This window comes from Sphaerospermopsis aphanizomenoides BCCUSP55 (genome assembly GCF_001586785.1).
Taxonomy (GTDB): Bacteria; Cyanobacteriota; Cyanobacteriia; order Cyanobacteriales; family Nostocaceae; genus Sphaerospermopsis_A; species Sphaerospermopsis_A aphanizomenoides_A.
In genome coordinates this window covers 57,663-79,330 of record NZ_LUFH02000010.1, presented here as the reverse complement: position 1 = coordinate 79,330, position 21,668 = coordinate 57,663, and the positions used below count along the sequence as shown (strand labels likewise).

Below are 21,668 nucleotides of genomic sequence, written 5' to 3'. Positions count from 1 at the left end.
CCCCTGCTCAGTCCCCAGTCCCCAGTCACCAATCACTATGTGATCACACTAAATGTCAGAAAATGCAATAAGACAATTTAGTTATAATTAAAAACATGGGTTTTTAGCCTCTACCAACGGTTTTAACTTTTACAGCAAATCAGTAAATCGGGGATCACTTTGTAGAGTTTTGAGGATTTGCTTAATTTCTTGGGTGCGTTCCTTTTTAACTATTAGGGTGACATTGCGATCGCGCACAATTACCACATCCTCTAACCCAATAGTCACAACTACATCATCTGGATTGGAAGCATAAACAATTGCCCCTTGGGTGTCTAGCCCCACGTGGGTAGCTAATTCCACATTAGGATTATTTTCCTGCTTGAGTAAGCGTTCGATCGCATTCCAATCGCCTAAATCATCCCAGCCAAATTCCACTGGCAAAACGTATGCTAGACTTGTTTTTTCCATTAACGCATAATCTATACTTTTCTTAGGCAACTGGGGATAAATATCAGGGCCATGTTGTTCTAAAAGTTCGAGAATTTCTGGGGCATGGGTACGCAGTTCTTCCAGAACCACCCCAGCCCGAAAAACGAACATACCACTATTCCAGCTAAATCGTCCTGTGGATAAAAAAGTCTCTGCCGTTTCCCGGTTGGGCTTTTCAGTAAAGCGGTTGACGTGATAAGCTGGCAACTCATTAAAGCTACCAATTTTTTCACCTTGTTCAATGTAACCGTAACCAGTTGATGGGAAAGTCGGCTTGATCCCCAAAGTGACAATCGCTGCGGTGCTAGTCGCTAACTGGGTAGCTGCGCTTAAGGTATGTGCAAACACATCTTGATCGGCAATCCAGTGATCAGCAGGGAAAAAGCCAATTACAGCGTCTTCTGTGTAACGCTTTTTAATTTCCAAACTCGCCCAAGCAACAGCTGCGGCAGTGTCTCTCCCCTCTAATTCGATCAGCAAATTTTGAGATGGCAGATCGGGTAATTGTTCTCGTACTCCTTGAGCTATCTGACTAGAAGTGATAACCCACAGGTTATCCCAACCACCTGCCATTGATAGCAGTCTATCCGCAGTTGATTGGAGTAGACTTCTAGAAGTACCATCAAGACTTAAAAATTGCTTAGGTCTGTCTCGGCGACTAAGAGGCCAAAAACGCTCTCCTTTACCGCCCGCAAGAATTACAGGGATCAGTGAACTACTCATGTTGTTATATACACCTACTTCAGAACAATACAAGTGTACAGTTATTCAATTTGAGATTTTGGATTTTAGATTTTGGATTGTCTCAAGTAATATGGCAGAGAACAGGGAATAGGGAACAGGGTTCAAAGTTTATTTATGTCTGAATTTTATGATGCCTACGGATTCTGTAAGGGATACAGTGTAAGTCCTAGCAACTTGGGTTAACTAGCTCATACGCTGGCAAGATTTGTAGCTTGCATTAACATACCTTTAGGGAGTGGTTGAGTGGGGAGATAATTGTGATCAAACAAGTTCAATGGTCGGACAATCAAGTTATACGTCAGCAAGTACCAACCTCAGATCAAGAGGGAAAGCCACAACAATTTCAACGCACTGAAAATCAGGTCATATCAACCCCAATCCCAGGATCAGGGGAAGGGGTAAAACCGCAACAGCCAGCCAATAATCCGGTTAACGTCGTCGAGTCTGTGGGTGCAATTCCCAACGAACTCTATGAACGCTTAGGGCTAACAATGCCAAGCTGGTTACTGTGGATATTAACCTTTGTCGTCGGGGTAATTTTATCTGGTTTACTAGTGTCAGCTTTAGCTTTGTGGACTCCGTTATGGAGTAATTTAGATCAAGCCAAAGATGATGATTTTGGCTCTACTACCACTAAAGACCAGGTAAAAGTACCAGGGGATTTATGGAATAAACTTTCTCAGTATCAACTATCAAAACCCATGAATATTTTAGTCATGGGAATTGAACCAGTGAAAGGTACTGTTGATGGTTCTCCCGAAAGTTTTGCTGGTAGCAGTGATACCATGTTGCTGATCCGACTAGATCCCAGTAATAAATCTATTCGGGTGCTTTCCATTCCCAGAGGGACAATGATTGCCCTCCCAGAACAGGGATTAACCAAAGTATCGGAAGCTAACGCCAAAGGTGGGCCAGTATTAGCTGCAAGGGTAGTTAGTCGCACCTTAAGTAATGCCCCCATCGATCGCTATATTCGCATTTCCACCAGTGGCTTGCGGCAATTAGTGGATCAGTTGGGTGGGGTAGATGTATTTGTCCCCCAAGCGATGAACTATCAAGACAAAGCTGGTGGGTTGTCGATGAATTTAGTTAGCGGTTGGCAAACCCTCAACGGTGAACAAGCAGAACAGTTTGCACGTTTCCGGGAATCAAATGTAGGAGATATACCCAGAGTTCAGCGACAGCAAGCACTAATAACAGCTTTGGTTCAGCGTCTCAATGGTCCCACAGTTTTACCCAGATTGCCCCAAATTACTCGCATTATGCGTAAGTATTTTGACACCAATCTAAAAATGGAAGAAATGATGGCATTAGCGAATTTTTCCGTGAATGTAGAACGGGATAACTTCCAAATGGCCATGCTACCCGGTACGTTTAGTAAATTTAGTAAAGACCCAGATAGCTATTGGTTGAATCTGACTGGACAACAAAGCTTATTGAATGATTATGTTGGGGTGGATATACCTGGTTTAAAATCCGATGTGCGACCAGTTTATAACCGCAAAATTGCTATTCAAAATGCTTCCAATCAACCTCAGTTAACGGAAAAAGTTATTAACTATCTCAAATCCAAAGGGTTTACAAATATTTACACAATTTCCGATTGGCCTGATACCCAGCGCCAAACACAGATAATTGTCAGAAAAGGAAACCCGCAACCAGGAGTAGAACTGCAAGGAGTTTTAGGCTTAGGTCAAATTGAAGTTTCCGCCAATGGAGATTTAGATTCTGACCTCACAATTCGCATTGGGAAAGATTGGAAATAGTTAGTGGTCAGTAGTCAGTAGTCAGTAGCAAAAAACAACTGATAACTGACAACTGACGACTAAGGATGATTAAATTTATGAAAAAAAAATTGTTGAGATTATTGAGTTTAATTTTAATTGTGCTTCTGGCTTGGTTGTGGATAATTATTAATCCTAAACCTGCTTTTGCCCAAATTAATACTATTAACTATAACAACGCCTCTTTAGAAAATCGTGATTTTTCTCACGCTGATTTAGCAGGAGTTAATTTTGTGTCCGCAGAAATGCGTGGAACAAATTTTCAAGGTGCGAATTTAACTAATGCCATGTTAACTAAAGGTGTGTTATTGAAGGCCAATTTACAAGATGCTAATTTAACAGGTGCTTTAGTTGATCGAGTGACGCTGGATGGTGCTAATCTGAAGAACGCTATTTTCACAGAAGCCACTTTAACCCGTAGCCGTTTTTATGATGCGGATATCACTGGTGCTGATTTTACAGATGCTTTGATTGACCGTTATCAGGTTTCGCTATTGTGTGAAAGGGCTGATGGTGTTAATCCTGTGACTGGTGTTTCTACACGGGATAGTTTGGGGTGTAGGTAGGTGACAGGTGACAGGTGACAGGTGACAGTAATCAGCTGTTGAAAATTGAACCTGCTTATTATTAAAAAATAAACATTTTGTGGGATGGGCATCTTGCCCGTCCTAATTATGCAAACTCAAAGTATATTATTTTAATTAATAATTGATAACTGATATTCGTGACTGAACAACAACAAGAAAATCAAAAACCCTCTCGTTCTTTTGCTGGTATTGCTGGTATAGTTGCCGCAGCAACCTTAATTAGTAAAGTATTTGGTTTAATTAGACAGCAAGCCATAGCGGCGGCTTTTGGTGTAGGTGCTGCTGCTACTGCTTACAGTTACGCCTACATTATCCCTGGTTTTCTGTTAATCTTACTAGGTGGTGTCAATGGACCCCTGCATAGTGCCATTGTTAGTGTTTTAGCCAAGCGTAAACAAGAAGAAGCAGCGCCGATAGTAGAAACAGTAACAACTCTAGTGGGTGGGTTTTTGTTAGTGGTGACAGTTGCTCAGATTTTTTTGGCAGAACCACTTATTGATATAGTTGGTTATGGTTTAGAACCTCACACGAGAGAAATTGCCATTCGTCAATTACAAATAATGGCTCCGATGGCCTTATTTTCTGGTTTAATTGGGATTGGTTTTGGTACTCTCAACGCTGCAAATCAATATTGGTTATTATCAATTAGTCCTTTATTATCTAGCGTTACCGTTGTTATCGGTATTGGTGTTTTGGTTTTGCAATATGGCAAAGATATCATCCAGCCAGAATTCGCTTTAATCGGTGGCATGGTATTAGCTTGGGGAACTTTAGCGGGTGCAATTTTGCAATGGGCAGTACAATTAATTGTGCAGTGGCGGTTAGGTTTAGGTTCATTAAGACTGAGATTTGATTTTAAATCTCCGGCTGTACAAGAAGTAATTAAAATCATGACTCCGGCAACAATTTCTTCGGGAATGATGCCGATTAATGTGGCTACAGATTTATATTTCGCCAGTCCCATTAAAGGTGCAGCCGCAGGTTTTAACTATGCTAATTTATTAGTACAAACTCCATTAGGAATTATTTCTAATATTATTTTACTGCCTTTATTACCAATATTTGCCAAATTAGCAGAACCAGAAAACTGGCCAGATTTAAAATTACGCATTCGGCAAGGACTGTTATTAACTGCGGTGACGATGCTACCTTTGGGCGCGTTAATGATAGCTTTATCTGAGCCAATAGTACAGGTAGTTTATCAACGGGGGGCATTTAAACAAGAAGCTACAGAGTTAGTTTCTTCTCTGTTAGTTGCTTATGGGATTGGGATGTTTGTCTATTTAGGACGTGATGTTTTAGTAAGAGTATTTTATGCTTTAGGTGATGGACAAACACCTTTTAGAATTAGCATTTTTAATATTTTACTCAATGCTGGTTTAGATTTTATTTTAGTTAAACCTTTTGGTGCGCCTGGTTTGGTGTTAGCTACAGTTGGGGTAAATTGCAGTTCAATTTTAATGTTGTTGTGGTTGTTAAATCGCAAATTGAACGGTTTACCTTTGCGGGAATGGAGTTTACCAATTCTGGGTTTAACTGCGGGTAGCATGGTTGCTGGTGTTGCGAGTTATGGAACTTTGGTTGCTTGTCAGCAGGTGTTGGGAAATAAGGGTTTAGTAATTTTAATAATTGAGTTGTGTGTTGCTGGTGCGGTGGGAATTGGGGTGTTTGCGGTTATTGCGGGGTTGATGAGAATACCGGAGGTTAATAGTTTTGTGGTGAAGATGCAGCAGAAGTTTTTGAAGAGGTAGCTAATAGTGTAATGATTGTCTACAATCTCCGTAATACGAAGTTCATAGTGTAGTTGCGCTAAAGCCAAAATTACACAACATATTACATTTAGACACAATATCAATAGCTACATCCATTGATTGCCTAAAGTAAAAGCTGTTAATACCAAGGAAATCACCGCTATAAATTTTCCCTCCATACTTTAAAATGTTAGAATCATATAGCTCATTCCTCATCCAACCGTTATGTACCCCCAAGTTTCTTCTTAGCTTCATCTCTACATAATCAGAAAAAAACTGTTCTAGAGATATTTCCTGGCTTTTTGTCTGTTTTATGACTGGATCTGATATATTTTGCTTAGAGATAAGGTGATTAATCGTCTGTTTTTCATCTAGAGTAGTTACAAGAAAATTAAAAAATTGTCTAGGTGATCCATATTGTTTATTTATAATCTTTTTTGTAACCTTTTCTTTAATTAATTCATCAGCATTAGGTTGTGTGAGAACATGAGAGATATTAAAATTATCACTCTGTAGTTTATCTGGATACGCAAGAAGAATCAACTCTAGGATGTGGCTTAAGTAATCTTCCAATTCAGACATAAGAGCAATAAAAAGCTGACTCTTCAGATAATTGCACAAACGAGTAGTTTTTGGAAAACCATCTATCAAGTCATAGCCATCAAATTGATCAGAAATTAATTTGTCTGTCTCTTTAATTATCCACTCAGAGGGTATATTTTCAAGATTTGGTTTGAATGAATCTTTTAATTTAGAAGAGTCTAAATTTTCTATAGAGGTGATTATAAAACCAAGACTATAACTCAAAGCTCGGATATTGAGAAATTTACTTGTGCTTAATTCTGCGACTTCACTAACAAAGCTATTTTTTCTTGAATCTAATATTTGTGTAATGATATTCATGTGCTTAATTAAGTTTTTAAATTACCTATACAAGTATAGGGCAATTATATGTAAAATGGCAATATGACCGCCTATTCACAACTACTCAACCCAGTTTTCTAATGACAAATTAGTAATCCGAGAAAACTCTCGCACATTGTTAGTAACTAGGGTAACTCCTAAACTCAAAGCATGGGCAGCAATTAACATATCCATTGCACCAATAACAATTCCTTGACTTTCTAAATTACTTCTGATTTCACCATAAATTGTTGCAGATGCTTGATTGAATTCAACAATTTGTAGAGGTAGGAGAAATTGCAGCAACGCATTACGATTTTTCTCTTGTTGCTGACTTTTAGCTACTCCATATTCAAGTTCAGCAACTGTTATAGAAGAGATTCCGATCTCAGAAATTTGTAATGTTTGAAATTTATCCAACACTTTTTGCGGCTTTTGTTTGATAATGTAAATACAGATGTTGGTATCTAATAGATATCGCATTTAGAAATTCTCTCTTCTATCAAGATGTGGTTGTTCTCTGGTAATCATAAAATCATCAGAGAAATTATCCAAACTATCAATTAAAGATTGCCACGGGTTATCTTTGGCAATGAGAACGATAGCATTACCTATCTTTTTGATATAAACTTCATTACCTGTGAGTTGAAATTCCTCTGGCAGAATTACAACTTGGTGAGTTCCATCAGTGCTAAGTTTGGCAGTGTTCATAGTGTTTCTATCTTTAAATTAGCTAGTTTTACTGTATCCATCATTTTTCTGAAAATTTATCTAATCTTCATCTATAAAACTCAGATATTCTGCCAAAATTCTTATTCTTGCTGGCAAATTGTCATTTCTGATAGTAGTAGGACTTATGCAAAAGAACGAAAAAATAAGGTTTTCGCAGGATAGGTTCATCACAGGAAAAAACCCCTACACCCTACACCCAGCCCTGATGATAAATTTTGTGCGTAAGTCCTGAGTAGGTGCGATCGCTCTCCATAATATCAGAAAAACAATCTCCAGCAGATAGCTCACAAAAATACTTATAAATTTTTCTTTCTGAAAACAGGTTTAACAAGCGTTTTGGCATCGGGGTTTATATTTGCTTGCATCTGGGCTAGGATTAGTTGTTCGTGTTGTGAGGTAAAATTCTCACTTTGTTGTAAATAAACTTCTATAATCACTGTACAACCACTCTGGCTGGGAACAGGAAAGCGGTTACGATCAATATTTATCCGGTTGGGGTTTTTGGGATTAGTGACAAATGTAATAGCGTCGTTAGCTGCATTAGCTAAAGCATTAGCACTAGGCTCTCCATTTTTTGTTGTTCTGCATAATTTATAATTTTCAGCCTGTGTAGATGTGGGTTCAACAAAAGTTTCTGCTTTTGGCTGAATAGATGCAGAATTATTAGACTGTATGGTCTGATATACAAGAAATCCAAATAATGCAAATCCTACGAATCTAGCAGCTTTCTTAAAATTAAAAGTGATCCACTGCTGGATTCTTTTTTGATGTTCTATATTGCGCTCAACTTCTTGTAGCTTTTGCAAAACTTCGGCTGCATTTTTTGGTCGATTATCTGAAGACCAATCTATCAAATTATCAATTAAATCTGCCAGAAATTTTGATACTTGTGGCGCACTATAACGCCAACGCAATTTTTTATCTTTGTCTTCTCGTAATTTATTGGGATGTTTACCAGTTAACAGATGTACAAATGTTTTTCCCAAGGCGTAGAAATCAGATTGTGGTAAAGCTCTACCTTTTCTTTGTTCTGGTGCAATGTAACCATCAGTACCAATACTGGGGAGAGTTTTATTATCCAAAACAGCTTTAGTGATAGGTCTAACAGCATCAAAATCAATCAAGACAATTTCCCCATCACTACTGTTTAACATCATGTTTGAAGGTTGGATATCGCCATGAATGAAATTTTTATCATGCAGTCTTCCTAAAATTATGACTATTTTTCTTAACCAATCAATGGCTTGCTGTTCACTAAATGGCTTGTTGTTCTGAAGTTCCAACAATTTTTGTAAATCTATTCCTTCTATTTTGTCCATGACCAAGCAATGTGCTGGAATTGGATCATTAGGAAATTCAATCTGGAAATATCCTCCTTTGTCTATATGAGGAATCCCTGCAAACCAGTGATTTTTCAAAATCTCTACACTAGTCTTAAATCGCTTGATTGTTTGCTGGTTATTTGTATGTACAACTTTGATAACTTTCGATTTTTTCTTGTTGGTAATATCAATAGCATTATAAAGAGTACACTTTTCGATTTGATGTCTGGCTTTGGGAACAAGTACATCAATGACTCGATACCGATCATTCAAGAGCAAATCAGAACTGCAAGCTGAACACCAAACTTCGCACCTTCCGTCATTTATAGGTCTTTTGGGATTTTGACACTTTGGGTTGATGCATAAAAAATCCTGTGTATTTTTATTTTCTTTTGGTTCTGGGAATTCTAAGGAGTATAAATTGACCATTGTTTTAGAGTAAATTATGTAGGGATGAATGATACAGCAGCTTTCAGCAGTCAGCAGTCAGCAGTAAAACCCTTTTGGTGCAAGGCTTTGTCATAAAAACTTGTACATGATTGATCTGCAATATGCTGTAGTTAATAGTTAATTGGTAATCTTGTATCATTTAGCACTTTTGACGATTATATAGCATGATAAATAACAAACATATAAAGTTTTATCCCTTTAAGTAGTAATAATTAAGTATTTTCAATGAAGTTGCAAAATTTAAGTTGTTTTTTCTGGGGATATGTCCTTGTATATACTGTACAATAAATTACGCTTAAAACCAGAATATTTTAGCAAAATACCTTCATTGCTTATGTTTGAGCCAAAAATCCAGAAAAACAAGCTTCCCAATATTCATTTACTTAAGTATCTGTATTCCTCCGTAGTAGCTTTTACAGTAGTGTTCTGGCTCTCTCATGCTACAGCGGCTCCACCACCTTCATTAGAGAGTCTGCAAGTTAGTCAAAATACTCAGTGGGTACTGTTAACGGGGTGCTTAGTGTTCTTTATGAACGCAGGCTTTGCTATGCTAGAGTCTGGCTTCTGCCGCAGTGCCAATGCCATCAACGTTTTAGCTAAAAACCTGATTGTGTTTGCCATTGCTACCTTAGCCTTCTGGACTTTGGGCTATGGCTTCATGTTTGGTGATGGAAGTGATTTTATTGGCTGGAATGGTTTTTTCTTGCAGGGTGTCGATAATAGCCCCCTCACCAACAATAGTTACCAGGGAGTATTCCATTCATTAAAATGGGCGGCTATCCCACTTCCCGCTAAATTTTTCTTCCAGTTAACCTTTGCTGGTACTACTGCAACCATTGTTTCTGGGGCTGTTGCGGAACGCATCAAGTTTGGTGCATTTATAGGGTTCAGTTTTTTCTTGGTGTTGAGTTATTCGATCACTGGTCATTGGATTTGGGGTAGCGCAGGTGATTTAAATTTGCCTGGTGGTGTTTTATATAATCTGGGTTTTAGAGATTTTGCCGGTTCAACTGTGGTTCACTCAGTGGGTGGTTGGGCTGCTTTGGTGGGAACTTTTCTATTAAAGCCACGTTTGGGAAAATACAGAAAATTCAAACCAGGTGAAAAACGCTCTCCGAAAGAAACTAGTTTTTCAGGTAAAAAAATTATTTCTATGCCCGCCCATAATCTCAGTACCGGAACTTTGGGATGTTTTATTCTTTGGCTTGGTTGGTTTGGCTTTAATGCTGGTTCGACACTGACAGCTAATTCTGAAGCCATAGCGCATATTCTGTTAGTAACTCTCATCGCAGGTGCGATGGCTGGAATTAGTGCTACCTTTTGGGCTTGGCAGTTTTATGAAAAACCCAGTCTAGCATTTATGATTAATGGCATTCTAGCTGGTTGTGTTAGTATCACTGCTTCTTGTGCTTTTGTGAATATTACCAGTGCAGCTTTGATTGGTGTTGTGGGTGGAGTATTGGTTGTTTGGGCAACAATTATCTTAGACAAGTCTCAGATTGATGATCCTGTAGGTGCTATTCCTGTTCACCTTGTTTGTGGAGTTTGGGGAACATTGGCAGTAGGACTATTTAGCCAAAATCCGAATAGTTACCCTTGGTCTCAAGACCTGTTTAACCTTGATCAAGGTGGGTTAGTTTTTAGTGGTAGTCCAAATCTCTTATTTGCTCAACTTATAGGAATTTTGCTAGTTGGTATTTTTACAATTGTTTTTAGTGCGATCGCCTGGATTGCCATTAGCTATTTCATGTATATTATCTCTGAAACTCCACGCTCTGAATTTAAGGTGTACAAATATCTCAGAGTCTTGCCTCAAGAAGAAGTGATTGGTATTGATAGTTTATTTGCTGATAATGATCATAGCATTGATCAGCTAAAGCGAGATTACCTGAAACGTCAGCAAGAAAAACGTTCTAGGCTAAAACGATAAAAGCAAACCCTAAGTATTCAGCAATCAGCCGTCAGCCCAACTTTAACGCATTTCCTCGGAAAATTGCTAGTGCTATTTCTTCTGCTTCCCTAGCATTAATATCTGTATCTTTAATCGCCTCCTCTAACACTTCTCCTAACAACTGACGACCCCATTTTGCTCCTAAATAATACAACTCTGGGATAGAATGAGCATCAGAGGAATACATTAATTTAGTTGTCGGTGTTAATTCCAAAAGTTGCCTGATTGTATTTCGCATTCCCGCTACACTTAAAAAGGGAACAGCTAAACCAAAATCTAAATAAACTTGGGGATACACTGAAGCTAAATATCCCGCTTCTCGCATATAAGGATAGGAAGCATGAAGTAAAACTAAAGGCGCATTTCTGTATTCGGTAGATTCTAACATATAGCGCAAATGTAAAGGATTTGCTAATCTTAAATCTAAATCTGGGTCGCCAAAACCAGTGTGTAATTGTACAGGTATTTTATATTTAGCAGCAATGATTAATGCCTGTTGAAAAAGAAAATCTATCAGCGGTTTGTCATTTAACCGCAAACTTTGATTGCTTTGCTGTCTTTTAATATCATCAAAATGAGCAGCAGCAACCGCAGTTTCTACGGGTCTAATATCTAAACCAGTGCGATAGCAAACAATACTTTTGAAAGCCACAACTTCCGGGGATGGTGGATCAATTTCTTGGAGGAAAGCTGTCAGGAAAGTTTCAAAGTCGTCAATTTGGGAAATGAGTTTTTCTGCTAATACTTCTAGGCGCAATATTCTTTTGACAGTGGTAAATTGTTGATGCCAAGAAATAGGTAGGATATTTTCTGGTGTTAAGCCATCATCTAAATATATTGCTTCTAAGTTCGCAGCATTAAAATAAAGTCTGGTTAAATTTTCTATGCCTAAATTTTGCCGTTGTGCCAAAATTGCTGTTTCTTCCGGTTCACAGTTTAATAATGTAGCAATGTCTCGCAAACTCCGGCGATAAAAGAGGCTATGCTTGGCGTGATGATTAATTATTTCTGAATCATAACCTTCAGTAAAAGCTGCCGCGTAAGGATAATTAGCGGCTACTTCTGGTGTTAATATGTTGTGGGCGTGTTGGTCAATTAAAGGAATTTCTGATAGATTCATAAATTTAACGGAATTATCAAATATTTCCTGGCGAATGGAATTGACGACGACACAAACAAAACCCACGCAGGTAGGTTTTAAATATCTGTTTTATTCCTATTCCCATATTAGCTGAAATGGCAGTTTTAAAGCTTCTCTCCTTGTCGGGGAAAGGTTGGGAGAGGGGTTATTTTATAAGAAAATCGAGTGAGCCAAAACCACTGAGGCAAAGTATCGGAGCATGGCGGAGATATTTTGCCGTGCTTTAGACAGTGGATGTAGGCGAACGGATTGCTCCTTTAGGACGCAGAGTGTCAAAAAATTGACGATTTTTCAAACATCCTCTAATATCTTGCCAATAATAATTTTACTTCTGCTTCTAATTCCCAATCTTTCATTGCTTCCCATTCTGCTTGACGCACGGCTAAAAATGCTTGCGATAATTGCGGAGTTAATGCTGTTAATAGGATATCGTCTTGTTGGAGGTGAGCGATCGCTTGTCCTAAATTCTCTGGTAATGAACTAATACCGTTGTTAATTCTTTCATCTAAGGGTAAATATCCAGGGTCTTGCGAGACTGGCTGCATTGGCTCTAAATTATTTCTGATACCATCCAATCCTGCGGCTATAACTGCACCTAAAGCTAAATAAGGATTTGCAGTTGCATCGACTGTTTTTAACTCAAAATTCGTAGAACCATCACCTCTAGGACTACTTATCACCCGCACAGGTGCTTCTTTATTATCCAATCCCCAACAGCGAAAAGCACCACTCCAAAAATGGGGACGGATGCGACGGTATGAGTTAGGACTAGGGGTAGTAATTGCCATCAGGGCAGGTAAGTGATGAAGAATACCAGCTACAAATGATCTAGCTAAGGGAGATAAACCACATATCCCTTGAGAGTTGGGAGTAATATTTTTACCATCACGCCAGAGGCTAAGATGAATGTGACAACCATTACCAGCACTTTCCGCAAAGATTTTTGGTAAGAAAGATGCAGTTAGATAATGACGATCTGCGATCGCTTTCACGGTTTCTCTAAATACAACTTGCCAGTCCGCAGCTGCTAATGCTTCCGTATAACGCATAGAAATTTCCTGCTGGCCTGGTCCTGATTCGGGATAATACTGTTCTACGGGTATTTCCTGAAGAATCAAGGCATCTGCAATATCATTAATTACTTCTAAATTGGCATCCATCGAGGCAGTAGCAGCAAACACGGTGGCATCTGCACCGATGATTTCTTCCCCATTTTTTTGTAATAAATAAAACTCGTTTTCAAAGGCTGCCTTAATTTCTAAACCCTCCTTTTTCGCTTCCTCTATCATTCTTAGTAAAAAACCACGGGGACACAAAGCCCAGGGTTGCCCTTTATGTATCATGTTACTAAATACACGGGCATGACCGGGAGAATAAGGTAAAGGAGTCAAAGTTTGCCAATCTGGTACTAACTGCACATTTCCCACAGGGGTGAGTCCAGAACCAGCCATAACTGAATCATACATGACAGGGAGTGCCTGTAATCCTGGGGATATACCTACGCCATCTTCCCAGTAATGCAGTAGCATTTGACTATGTATTGCTTTGGCGCGAATAATGTTAGCATTATCACACCATAAAACACGGACAAACTTGACACCTGTTTCCTGAAGGGATTTTTTGACTTTTTTAAATACCTTATTTTCAGTCATTGTGATCACCGTTGCCTCAAGTGCATTGATTTTACAGCTAATCTCAATTGTGATAAAAACCAATTTAAAAGACTTAACTATATTGATAAAAATTTGTAAATAAAATTTGTCAAAAATTGCTCCTATTCAGATTCTCGACTTTTTCAAGGATCGGGCAATCTTGTGATATTCGAGTCATAGTTAGCAGCATGAAGTTTTTATGCAAACACAAACCCGGTACTATACCCCAGAAGAATATCGAGAACTAGAAGAGAAAGCAGAATATAAAAGTGAATACCGCGACGGAGAAATTATACCCATGACTGGAGGAACAACAAATCATAATAAAATTGCTCTTAATGTCGCAGCTGCTTTAAAATATGGCTTACGAAAGAAAAATTATGATGTTTATATTGGTGATGTGCGCTTGTGGATACCCCGTTATCGTCAATATACTTACCCTGATGTGATGGTAATTCCAGGAGAACCTATTTACACAGGTGCAAATACAACTACCGTGATGAATCCTTTATTAATTGCTGAAGTTTCATCTAAATCAACAAACAATTATGATCAAAGTGATAAATTTCTTTATTATCGGTCAATTCCTGAATTTAAAGAATATATTTTAATCAATCAATATCAATATCATGTCATGCAGTATGTAAAAACAGATGATGGTAAATGGATATTTACAGAATTAGAATCAGCATTGGATATTTTACAACTGCAAACAATAGATTTTGAGATTGCTTTGAGTGACTTATATGAACAGGTTACTTTTACCCAGAACATTGAGGAATGAATAAGTAAAACGACGTGAAAAAACCAAAGTATGTAACAAAATGTAAATCGCACTGAAAACCTCTTCACTCTTGCCTTTTGCCTCTTGCCTCTTGCGTTGTCATAACGACAATTTTTAACGCCGACCTACTTAATTAACCCATGCAAAATATTTGATTTAATGAGAGAATTCAAGGGTATCAAATCATCAAATCAGGTTACAATAGATAAAAATAGTAAAAATCAACTAAATATTGCAGTTTGTAGTGAATAAACCTCAAATCCCCAATTTACCCCTACCAGCATCGCTTCTAGGTTCTGAAGCTGGTTCTTTTACTGAGTATACAGTAACTCAAAGAATGCCAGATACTGCACGTCGTGTAATTAAAGAAAATAAATTCCCCAATGAGATAAATCAACGCTTGGAGGAATTAGCAGCAGCAATTCCCAGCGGATATTTACAACCTTTAACCAATGACACAGGTGCAGATTTCCACGACTGGGAGAAATATCTAGAACCCTATAAAAATCAGCGGTGGGTAGATGTACCTTGGTTTTTTGCAGAAACTTATTTTTATCGGCTGATTCTCAACATTACTAATTACTTTCAACCAGGAAAATGGCAAGGTATTGATCCATTTGCATTACAAAAAACTCAAGGTTTAGAAGCATCACTTGACTCGATTATTTCTCTATGTACTCAAGTACAACAATGGTTAGAAGAGTCCATCAAGGAAGGTAAGCCTAGCAAATCATCTCTGATTGCTTTATTATATTTTGCCTTATGGGGAAATCGAGTTGATTTAAGTTTATGGTCAGCTTTTGAAGATGACAGAAGTAGTTTTGATATTCAAACTCAATTAACTCACATTTTAGTCGATGACTCCTTTGCTGTAACTAAGTTATTAACTCAATCTCAAAACAACAGAATTGATTTTGTGATTGACAATGCAGGTTTTGAGTTAATTTGTGATTTATGTTTGGTAGATTTTCTCTTGGGTAGTGGTTTTGCTACTCAGGTTTATCTCCACCTCAAACCGCATCCAACTTTTGTATCTGATGCTATGATCAAGGATGTGTATGAAACCAAAGATTTTTTAACACAAAGTAGCCATACTCAAGTTCAATCTTTGGGGCAGAGATTAACAGAAAATTTAGCTTCCGGTCGATTAGTTTTAACTGAAGATTATTTTTGGACTTCACCTTTGCCCTTTTGGCAAATTCCCCAATTCCTGAAAGATGAGTTAGCAAAATCTAATTTAATAGTTGTTAAAGGTGATGCTAATTATCGGCGGTTGTTAGGAGATTTACACTGGGATTTTACCACAAAGTTTGCCGATATAGTTTCTTACCTACCTACACCAATAGTAGCTTTACGTACTTTAAAATCAGAAGTAGCCGCAGGTCTGAAAGCTGACGTTTTGGAGGAATTAGCAATAGCAGACCCCAAGTGGTTGACCAATGGAGAGTGGGGAGTAATTCAGTTGGTAAGTTAAGGTATTTAGTAGAGACGTTAGCTAAAGTTCCGCTATGAAATTGATTTCTGAACCATCAGTTCCTGTAAAAATCCAAAAAATGAACCAAAGGGTGCGATGGCAGCATCCTAGCATTTTGCAACGAGGAATTGACCAAACCTCGATGATTTTAGATGATGGTAAAGAAGACAGTCCAGATTTTTCATTTATGGTAATTGGTGATAGTGGGACTAGATCTCATTACGGTTCCCATCCCCAACGTCAAGTTGCCCAAATGATGTTAAATCATCGTGAAGATTGTCGGTTTATTTTGCATACTGGTGATGTCGTTTATGTGGTGGGTTCTCGTGAGTATTATCCGGCTAATTTTATTGAACCTTACCGCGAATTTTTGGTAGGTGGTGAAAACCCCCAAAATATTGCTTATGACCAGATGATTTTTCAGTTACCAATTTTGCCAGTTTTAGGCAATCATGATTATTATGATGTGCCTTGGTTGTATCGGTTAATTACTGGTTCAACTTTGCCTTTGCGGCGGATGTTGCGTTATAAAGATATTGAGATTGGTTGGCATGGTTCAAACCAAGGAGATGCTTATACAAGGGCTTTTATTGATTATTTAGCAGCTATTTCTCCACATGAATTAGAACAACATTTAGATACATATTACACAGGTAAAAATAATACGGGGCGATGTTTGCGTTACCAGCCGGGAAAATTTACCCGTTTACCTAATCGGTATTATACTTTTAATTATGGGGGAATTGACTTTTTTGCTCTCGATTCTAATACTTTTAATACACCAGAACCTTTACCGGAAAACCTAGCGGGAGATATCCGTCAGGAGTTGTTACAGCGTCGTGACAAGTTGGAACAAGAAGAGTTAGAAATATTGGCAGAATGTGATCAATTGAATTCTGAAAATCCCGTAGAATCTGAACAATTGGCTGACTTGGGTGCTAAGGTAGACCAACTCAATGAAGTCAAGCTGGATATTGAAAAGCAATTAGAAACTCATACAAATGCAGATGTTGATTTTGAACAACTGGAATGGTTGCGAAGTCGGTTAATTGCATCTTGGCATAATTCAGATGTGCGGGGAAGGGTAATATTTTTCCATCATCCTCCTTATGTGACAGAAGCAACTAAGTGGCATCAAGGACAAACTTTAGCTGTACGTCATCGTTTGCGGGGAGTATTTGAACAAGTGGCGGCAACTGTGGGTAATATAACTGAAGGTAGACCGCTGGTAGATCTGATTTTTAATGGTCACGCCCACTGTTTGGAATATCTGCGGACTGTGAATACAGGATATGCTGATTCTCACACTAATTATATTGTCTGTGGTGGCAGCGGTCGTCGTCCCCGTCGTCAAAGACAAGAAGGAACAGAATTAGTAGAGAGTTTTACTGATGCTACTGAAAATTATACTTATAAAGTTGCAGATTCGCTGCTTTATGTGGGACGTAGCGGTTATGGTTCACAAAGGAAAAAGCCTTATTCCTGTGTGCGGGTGGATGTAAAAGCTGGTTTCCCTGCTAAGTTTATTATTACACCACTAATTACAGAATTAATAGAGGGGAAATGGTGCGATCGCCAATTAGAACCTATTGTAATTTAATCCTCATTGTTTTTCTCAGTTGGGGAATATTACTAACTTTCTCCAACCTTCCCATAGCAGCATTATCAGTTTACGAACAGCGACAAAATCACAGCCCTGATGGTATCGGTAAATACTATATGGGGCGGGAAATTGCCCAAGTTATGGGATATACAGGTGCAGGTTGGTTAGAAAGACCTAGTAGGGAAACGGAAGAAAAACCCAGTCAAATAGTCAATCTTCTTAATTTAAAACCTGATGATGTAGTTGCAGATATTGGTGCTGGTACAGGTTATTTAAGCTTTTTAATAGCACCTTTATTACCACAAGGTCAGGTTTTAGCGGTTGATATTCAGCCGCAAATGTTGGAGATAATTGAGTATTTTAAACAAGAGAAAAAAATCAATAATGTTGAACCAATATTAGCCACTTTAACTAATCCTAACTTACCACCAGAAAGCATAGATTTAGCAATTATGGTTGATGCTTATCATGAGTTAGCATATCCGCAAGAAGTGATGACAGAAATTGTTAAAGCTTTAAAACCAGATGGGAGGGTGGTTTTAGTAGAATATCGGGGTGAAAATCCCTTTATTATGATTAAACGTTTGCATAAAATGACTCAAAAACAGGTGAAGAAGGAAATGCAAGCGGTGGGTTTAGTTTACCAAGAAACGAAAAACACATTACCACAACAGCATTTTATGGTATTTGCAAAAGGATGATTTTTTATTTCACGCAGAAACGCAGAGAAGAACGCAAGAGTTTGATATACTAAAAAAATTTCTCTCTTCTTTTTTTTACCTTCATGTACTTTGCGTTCTATCCCTTCGGGACGCTACGCGAACGCGGTTCGTTAAAAAAGATTAGTGAAACATAATCAATAATTTGTTGGGTTGCGCTGTCGCTTAACCCAACCTACTGTAATTTATAACATTTGCGGAATTAAACTAGCTTTTTTAGCTGCACTATCCCACACTATCCAATTGATATTATCATCCAAATCAACGGCATTAGTGGTGACTTTAAAATACAATTTTCCTTCTCCTTTAACTTCCACAGCAAAATCACCTTTTTGGGCATAAACTACGATAAATCCTCTATCCCGTAAGCAATACATAGCCCAATTTTTTAAAGTTTGCTTGTAGGGTTCGTGAGGAATTGGTGGGTTAGTAATTACGTCATTAATAACTTTTAAAACTTTTTCCATTGTCGCATTTAATGAGGATCACAACGAATTTCTATCATAAACCCATCGGGGTCATAAAAGTACACTCCTCTACCTGTAGGACGGGTAACGGGTCCGTGTGCAATTACTAAGTTATTTTCTCTAATCACGGATACAGCTTGATCAAATAATTCTGGGTCAATATCAAAGGCTAAATGATATGCTCTAGTAAAGGACTTACTGGGGTCAGGGTTCGGTGGTAATAATTCTGGTTCTCCAAATAAGTCTAATATTGTTCCATCTGGGGTGATAAAATTAGCAACTTTACCAGATGCAACTAGTTCTTTTAATGTTTCTGGTACTTCTTCTCCTGTGAGTTCGTGTAAACCTAAAATATGACCATAAAAATGGCGTGATGCTTGCATATCGCCAACGTTTAAAGCGATATGATGGATTTTGCGTAGGTAGCCAGTGGGAATGGTTTTTTGAGAAATCATATTTTTTTATAACGAACCACAGAGACGCAGAGTACGCAGAGAGAAGGAAATTAAGAAAATATCTATGGATTGGAAATTATCTGTAGGTCATATTTTTATCTACACTCTTCTTCCTGGTTCTTTTAATAATATGTCCATCCATTCTCGATCTTCTGCTAACAAATCTGGTACAGGAGGAATATGATAATCTAAAGTTAAATCAAATCTAGCTCTTTCATAAATACCTAACAATAAATGCTGTAAATTTAACTCTATTTCTTCTTCTCCTTGTTGTAGAGGTATGGTAAAATTAGGTATGGTTTGTTTGACAGAAAATGCAAATAATTGAGCCGATGGTAAAAGATATGATCTTACAATTAAAATCCGATAATCTGTATCAGTCACTCTGGTGACAATGGGCATTTTTTCCCCAGTTCTAATCAAGTCAATTTCTACTAAATTAGTATCACTTTGCAATATTTTCTCCCGTTTATCTAAATAGGACTTTCTACCTTCTTTAGTTTTTTTATTAGTATGAGAAAGTATTTCAATTATAGTTACTACTCTACCTGTAGAAACTTCTCTAATTTCTAAATATCCTTCATTTATTTCTAAAGGAAATGGTAATGTAACCGTAATTGCTTTATTTTCTGTTTCTGTAAGTAAAGTTGCTATTGCATTTTGATTAATATTTGATTTTTGCTCTTGTTTAACTGATAAAATTGCTACATCAGGAATACCAATTAATAAAGAATCTTCAGTATCCAGTCTATAGGTGCGTTTTTCTATAGCTACTCGATATTTTTCGCTAAGATGAGATTCTATATTATCAGCTATAGCTGTAATTAATCTATGATGTACTTCTGACCATAAATCAGGATTTTCTAAGTAGGGATTCATGCCTGGAAATGGTGAACTCATAAATTTATCACTACAATATTCTAGGAGTTACTCTTTTAGGATAGCATTTATGCAAGTTTCGCTCTGGATGCTGGTAAGTATTCAACTCAAAATATAAATCTACTCAAAATATAAATCTCAGTATTTTTGCGCTAAAATACCGCTAGGTGGTGAGATTTTGGACTATGACCTCAGATTTTGCTTTCTTAAAACGCCTATATAACGTTTTTGACCCATTCCGTCCATTACCTGCTGGTGATCCTGCTTATGTTGACTGTCAGGAAGTGCGGGGAGATGGTGACATATTGAAAGCGGTAGGGAGAGGAATTTTATATTCTGAAAGAAAAACCTGTCAACTTTATGCAGGCCATCGTGGTGCGGGAAAATCTACAGAATTACTACGTCTGCAAAAAGATTTAGATGAAAAAGGCTTTTTTGTTGTTTATTTTGCCGCAGAAGAAGAAGATATTGATCCAGAGGATGTTCAATATACAGATATTCTCTTAGCTTGCACACGCAATATATTAGCAGCATTTAAAGATAAAACTGATTCACCAGCTATATTGAACTGGTTGAAAGAACGATGTGAAGACTTGAAAGATTTACTACAAACGAAAATCTCTCTAGACGAATTATCAATTGAGGCACAGGTTTCACAATTTGCCAAAATAACTACCAAGATACGCAGCGAACCAAGTGAACGTCAGAAAATTCGTGATTTAATTAATCCCCATACTACTACTTTAACTAAGGCATTGAATGAATTTATTCAAGATGCTAAAAAAAATCTACCTCCAGGATATGACCAACTAGTCTTAATTGCTGATAATTTAGATAGGATTGTACCTATTACCAAAGCAGATGGACGTAGCAACCACGACCAAATTTTCATCGACCGCAATGAACAACTGAAAGATTTAGATTGTCATTTAGTTTATACAGTACCAATTTCTCTAATTTATTCTGATAGATCATCATCATTAGTAGATATATATGGTACTCCCCAGGTATTACCAATGATTATGGTACAAACTTCTGAAAATGAACCTTACCAAAAAGGGATTAATAAAGTTATTGAACTCCTGCAAAAACGATTAAATACGGTAGATTCTAGTTTATCTATTGTGGATTTATTTGAAAACAGGTCATCTTTAGAAATGTTATGTTTAATGAGTGGCGGTCATGCCCGGAATTTATTATTATTAATGAAGGAAGCACTCAAATACACAAACACTTTACCTATTTCTAACAAAGCTTTACAGCGTTCATTTAGCGAATTGCGAAATACCTATAAAAATACCATTTATGCTAATGAATGGGAAGCACTGGCAAAGGTGCATCATGATAAGGAGATAGTTAATGATCAACTATATCGGGGTTTATTATTTAATCGTTGTATTTTAGAATATCGTTATCAAGAACCAGATGGAGGAAGTAAAGTTTGGTATGATATTCATCCTCTGATTAAAGGGATAAAAGAATTTCAGGATACTTATAACCAGCTTTATCCAACTGCTTAACTTCTCCCTAACCCTATTCTAAGAGGCTGTGGTGTACACACAAGTCCGCAAGGAAATTCATTTCCTTGCTAATAGCATAAGTCATCTAAAGATGACTAAGAAAAAATTTGGTTAGTAAACTTTAGTTTACTTCGTTTATTAGCCCTGAAATTCATTTCTGGGCGGGTGTGGTAGCCAATATACCACTTCTGTGTACACCTTAGCCTAAAAGGAGAGGGAACAGGAAAAACAATAAACACAACTTAAAACCTTTGTTTTTGAAATGGTTATTTCAAAGCC

General features: G+C 37.5%; 19 protein-coding genes. 9 read left to right on the top strand and 10 right to left on the bottom strand.

From position 1 onward, the window contains the following. Nucleotides 1-129 precede the first annotated feature (129 nt). On the bottom strand, nucleotides 130-1,194 hold the full coding sequence (locus A0J48_RS04365) for a mannose-1-phosphate guanylyltransferase (RefSeq protein WP_200320676.1): 1,065 nt from the start codon (nucleotides 1,192-1,194) through the stop codon (nucleotides 130-132). Nucleotides 1,195-1,472: 278 nt separating this feature from the next. On the opposite strand from A0J48_RS04365, the gene A0J48_RS04360 reads away from it, so the two are divergent. The 3 genes from A0J48_RS04360 (at nucleotide 1,473) to murJ (ending at nucleotide 5,337) form a co-directional block, all read left to right on the top strand. Beyond that, complete coding sequence (locus tag A0J48_RS04360; RefSeq protein ID WP_200320674.1) at nucleotides 1,473-2,981, top strand: LCP family protein; 1,509 nt, start codon at nucleotides 1,473-1,475, stop codon at nucleotides 2,979-2,981. 77 nt (nucleotides 2,982-3,058) lie between these two features. Then, nucleotides 3,059-3,565, top strand: coding sequence for a pentapeptide repeat-containing protein (locus A0J48_RS04355; RefSeq protein WP_200320673.1), 507 nt, complete (start codon nucleotides 3,059-3,061; stop codon nucleotides 3,563-3,565). Between the two features lie 158 nt (nucleotides 3,566-3,723). After that, complete coding sequence (gene murJ, locus A0J48_RS04350; RefSeq protein WP_200320671.1) at nucleotides 3,724-5,337, top strand: murein biosynthesis integral membrane protein MurJ; 1,614 nt, start codon at nucleotides 3,724-3,726, stop codon at nucleotides 5,335-5,337. A gap of 42 nt (nucleotides 5,338-5,379) precedes the next feature. Here the strand turns inward: murJ and A0J48_RS04345 are convergent, their stop codons facing one another. From A0J48_RS04345 to A0J48_RS04330, 4 genes are all read right to left on the bottom strand, one after another. Beyond that, complete coding sequence (locus A0J48_RS04345; RefSeq protein ID WP_200320669.1) at nucleotides 5,380-6,240, bottom strand: hypothetical protein; 861 nt, start codon at nucleotides 6,238-6,240, stop codon at nucleotides 5,380-5,382. Nucleotides 6,241-6,321: 81 nt separating this feature from the next. Then, a complete protein-coding gene (vapC, locus tag A0J48_RS04340; protein ID WP_200320667.1) occupies nucleotides 6,322-6,723 on the bottom strand; it encodes a type II toxin-antitoxin system tRNA(fMet)-specific endonuclease VapC in 402 nt (133 codons plus the stop codon). Then, nucleotides 6,724-6,951 carry an antitoxin gene (locus A0J48_RS04335; RefSeq protein WP_200320665.1) on the bottom strand — a complete coding sequence of 76 codons (228 nt, stop codon included), beginning with the start codon at nucleotides 6,949-6,951 and terminating at the stop codon, nucleotides 6,724-6,726. 317 nt (nucleotides 6,952-7,268) lie between these two features. Next, complete coding sequence (locus tag A0J48_RS04330) at nucleotides 7,269-8,723, bottom strand: protein kinase domain-containing protein (protein WP_200320663.1); 1,455 nt, start codon at nucleotides 8,721-8,723, stop codon at nucleotides 7,269-7,271. 355 nt (nucleotides 8,724-9,078) lie between these two features. Between A0J48_RS04330 and A0J48_RS04325 the strand changes: the two genes are divergently transcribed. Continuing rightward, complete coding sequence (locus A0J48_RS04325; protein ID WP_234300709.1) at nucleotides 9,079-10,674, top strand: ammonium transporter; 1,596 nt, start codon at nucleotides 9,079-9,081, stop codon at nucleotides 10,672-10,674. A gap of 31 nt (nucleotides 10,675-10,705) precedes the next feature. Here the strand turns inward: A0J48_RS04325 and A0J48_RS04320 are convergent, their stop codons facing one another. Together A0J48_RS04320 and A0J48_RS04315 are read right to left on the bottom strand one after the other, a co-directional pair. After that, on the bottom strand, nucleotides 10,706-11,815 hold the full coding sequence (locus A0J48_RS04320; RefSeq protein WP_200320658.1) for an amidohydrolase family protein: 1,110 nt from the start codon (nucleotides 11,813-11,815) through the stop codon (nucleotides 10,706-10,708). A gap of 323 nt (nucleotides 11,816-12,138) precedes the next feature. Beyond that, nucleotides 12,139-13,488 carry a glutamine synthetase family protein gene (locus A0J48_RS04315; protein ID WP_200320656.1) on the bottom strand — a complete coding sequence of 450 codons (1,350 nt, stop codon included), beginning with the start codon at nucleotides 13,486-13,488 and terminating at the stop codon, nucleotides 12,139-12,141. Between the two features lie 199 nt (nucleotides 13,489-13,687). Here A0J48_RS04315 and A0J48_RS04310 point away from each other — a divergent pair, with 199 nt between their 5' ends. From A0J48_RS04310 to A0J48_RS04295, 4 genes are all read left to right on the top strand, one after another. After that, complete coding sequence (locus A0J48_RS04310; RefSeq protein WP_200320654.1) at nucleotides 13,688-14,272, top strand: Uma2 family endonuclease; 585 nt, start codon at nucleotides 13,688-13,690, stop codon at nucleotides 14,270-14,272. A 244-nt stretch (nucleotides 14,273-14,516) separates the two neighbouring features. Next, complete coding sequence (locus tag A0J48_RS04305; RefSeq protein WP_200320652.1) at nucleotides 14,517-15,746, top strand: damage-control phosphatase ARMT1 family protein; 1,230 nt, start codon at nucleotides 14,517-14,519, stop codon at nucleotides 15,744-15,746. Between the two features lie 34 nt (nucleotides 15,747-15,780). Then, nucleotides 15,781-17,346, top strand: coding sequence for a metallophosphoesterase family protein (locus A0J48_RS04300; protein WP_200320650.1), 1,566 nt, complete (start codon nucleotides 15,781-15,783; stop codon nucleotides 17,344-17,346). Next, complete coding sequence (locus tag A0J48_RS04295; protein ID WP_200320648.1) at nucleotides 17,310-18,050, top strand: class I SAM-dependent methyltransferase; 741 nt, start codon at nucleotides 17,310-17,312, stop codon at nucleotides 18,048-18,050. Before A0J48_RS04300 ends, A0J48_RS04295 begins: the two co-directional genes overlap by 37 nt. A 203-nt stretch (nucleotides 18,051-18,253) precedes the next feature. On the opposite strand, the gene A0J48_RS04290 is transcribed toward A0J48_RS04295, so the two are convergent. From A0J48_RS04290 to A0J48_RS04280, 3 genes are all read right to left on the bottom strand, one after another. Then, nucleotides 18,254-18,535 (bottom strand): hypothetical protein, encoded by a 282-nt coding sequence (locus A0J48_RS04290; RefSeq protein WP_200320647.1) that lies wholly within the window; start codon nucleotides 18,533-18,535, stop codon nucleotides 18,254-18,256. A gap of 8 nt (nucleotides 18,536-18,543) precedes the next feature. Continuing rightward, the gene (locus tag A0J48_RS04285; protein WP_200320645.1) at nucleotides 18,544-18,990 is read right to left on the bottom strand and encodes a VOC family protein; all 447 of its coding nucleotides are present in this window, start codon (nucleotides 18,988-18,990) and stop codon (nucleotides 18,544-18,546) included. A gap of 99 nt (nucleotides 18,991-19,089) precedes the next feature. Further along, nucleotides 19,090-19,890 (bottom strand): DUF4058 family protein, encoded by an 801-nt coding sequence (locus A0J48_RS04280; RefSeq protein WP_200320644.1) that lies wholly within the window; start codon nucleotides 19,888-19,890, stop codon nucleotides 19,090-19,092. A gap of 164 nt (nucleotides 19,891-20,054) precedes the next feature. Here A0J48_RS04280 and A0J48_RS04275 point away from each other — a divergent pair, with 164 nt between their 5' ends. Beyond that, nucleotides 20,055-21,389, top strand: coding sequence for an AAA family ATPase (locus A0J48_RS04275; protein WP_200320642.1), 1,335 nt, complete (start codon nucleotides 20,055-20,057; stop codon nucleotides 21,387-21,389). Nucleotides 21,390-21,668: the final 279 nt, after the last annotated feature.

Bases quoted from the DNA above. Each gene is read 5' to 3' on its own strand.
- A0J48_RS04365 (WP_200320676.1), bottom strand. From the start codon at position 1,194: ATGAGTAGTTCACTGATCCCTGTAATTCTTGCGGGCGGTAAAGGAGAG.
- A0J48_RS04355 (WP_200320673.1), top strand. From the start codon at position 3,059: ATGAAAAAAAAATTGTTGAGATTATTGAGTTTAATTTTAATTGTGCTT.
- A0J48_RS04345 (WP_200320669.1), bottom strand. From the start codon at position 6,240: ATGAATATCATTACACAAATATTAGATTCAAGAAAAAATAGCTTTGTT.
- vapC (WP_200320667.1), bottom strand. From the start codon at position 6,723: ATGCGATATCTATTAGATACCAACATCTGTATTTACATTATCAAACAA.
- A0J48_RS04335 (WP_200320665.1), bottom strand. From the start codon at position 6,951: ATGAACACTGCCAAACTTAGCACTGATGGAACTCACCAAGTTGTAATT.
- A0J48_RS04330 (WP_200320663.1), bottom strand. From the start codon at position 8,723: ATGGTCAATTTATACTCCTTAGAATTCCCAGAACCAAAAGAAAATAAA.
- A0J48_RS04325 (WP_234300709.1), top strand. From the start codon at position 9,079: ATGTTTGAGCCAAAAATCCAGAAAAACAAGCTTCCCAATATTCATTTA.
- A0J48_RS04320 (WP_200320658.1), bottom strand. From the start codon at position 11,815: ATGAATCTATCAGAAATTCCTTTAATTGACCAACACGCCCACAACATA.
- A0J48_RS04315 (WP_200320656.1), bottom strand. From the start codon at position 13,488: ATGACTGAAAATAAGGTATTTAAAAAAGTCAAAAAATCCCTTCAGGAA.
- A0J48_RS04310 (WP_200320654.1), top strand. From the start codon at position 13,688: ATGCAAACACAAACCCGGTACTATACCCCAGAAGAATATCGAGAACTA.
- A0J48_RS04300 (WP_200320650.1), top strand. From the start codon at position 15,781: ATGAAATTGATTTCTGAACCATCAGTTCCTGTAAAAATCCAAAAAATG.
- A0J48_RS04295 (WP_200320648.1), top strand. From the start codon at position 17,310: ATGGTGCGATCGCCAATTAGAACCTATTGTAATTTAATCCTCATTGTT.
- A0J48_RS04290 (WP_200320647.1), bottom strand. From the start codon at position 18,535: ATGGAAAAAGTTTTAAAAGTTATTAATGACGTAATTACTAACCCACCA.
- A0J48_RS04285 (WP_200320645.1), bottom strand. From the start codon at position 18,990: ATGATTTCTCAAAAAACCATTCCCACTGGCTACCTACGCAAAATCCAT.
- A0J48_RS04280 (WP_200320644.1), bottom strand. From the start codon at position 19,890: ATGAGTTCACCATTTCCAGGCATGAATCCCTACTTAGAAAATCCTGAT.
- A0J48_RS04275 (WP_200320642.1), top strand. From the start codon at position 20,055: ATGACCTCAGATTTTGCTTTCTTAAAACGCCTATATAACGTTTTTGAC.